The sequence below is a fragment of the Streptomyces sp. NPDC059247 genome, from assembly GCF_042754005.1.
In the GTDB taxonomy this organism is placed as follows: domain Bacteria; phylum Actinomycetota; class Actinomycetes; order Streptomycetales; family Streptomycetaceae; genus Streptomyces.
In genome coordinates, this window is the sequence record NZ_JBHYZW010000060.1 from 1 (window position 1) to 1,165 (window position 1,165).

The 1,165-nt window shown below is 64.8% G+C and carries 1 protein-coding gene; it reads right to left on the reverse strand.

Annotated features, from left to right (window positions below; genetic code table 11):
* The coding region (locus ACFXGN_RS32780; RefSeq protein ID WP_384866082.1) for an MFS transporter at positions 1–1,115 on the reverse strand (1,115 nt) is incomplete at its 3' end.
* Between the last annotated feature and the right edge of the window lie 50 nt (positions 1,116–1,165).

Genomic DNA, 1,165 nt, shown 5'->3' on the forward strand with positions numbered 1-1,165 from the left:
AGTGGTCCGTAGGCCAGGGAGAAGCCCAGGCCGAGGATGATCAGGCTCGGGAACATGGCCAGGTAGGTCCAGTCCGCGCCGACCGGGAGGAACAGGGCGTAGGACAGGGCGGCCAGGAGCAGGCCGCCGAAGATGACCCGTGCGTTGCCGAACCTGGCCACGAGGCGGGGGGTCAGGGTCGGGGAGAGGATCGCGTCGACACCGATGACGATGAGGGCGAAGCTGGTCTGCAGGGTCGACCAGCCGCGCAGTTCCTGCAGGTAGAGCACCGCGATGAACTGGAAACCGAAGAAGCCCGCGGCGAAGAGCATCCCCGCCAGGTTGGAACGCACCAGCGAGGCGTTACGGAAGATCCCCAGGCGTACCAGGGGCGAGGACGACTTCCGCTCGACCAGGACGAACACCAGGAAGAGCAGCAGACTCGCCCCGATGGTGCCCGTCGTCCAGGCGGCGGAGACATGCGTGGCCCGCTCGACACCGAAGACGAGGAGCAGGATACCGCCGGTCACGGTGAACGCACCCGCCAGATCGACACCCTGACCCGTACGGTCCGGACGCGCCGACCTGGGGATCAGGACGACCGCCGCGATCAGGATGAGGAGACTGAGGATGACCGGCGCGAAGAACACCCAGCGCCAGTTGATCGCGGCCAGCAGACCACCGACGACCAGACCGATCGAGAAACCACCGGCCGCAGTACCCGAGTACACCAGCAGGGCCTTGTTGCGCTGCGGACCCTCGGCGAAACTCGTCGTGATGATCGACAGACCCGCCGGAGTCATGAACGCCGCCGCGACACCCGTCACGAAACGCGCCACGATCAGCATCCAGCCCTCGGTCGCGAAACCACCCAGACCCGAGAACAACAGGAACACGACCAGCCAGAACACGAACATCTGACGCCGCCCGAACAGATCAGCGGCACGACCACCCAGAAGCATGAAACCGCCATACCCCAGCACATAGGCACTCATCACCCACTGGAGCATCCCGGTCGACATGTCCAGATCCTCACGGATCGAAGGCAACGCCACATTCAGCATCGCCACATCAATACCCTCGAGGAAGATCGCCCCACACAACACGAACAGCACGCCCCACGCGCGCCCGCTCATGCGGTCGGTGCCGCTGCTCGAGGATTGCAGTGTGGACACAGAATTTCTCC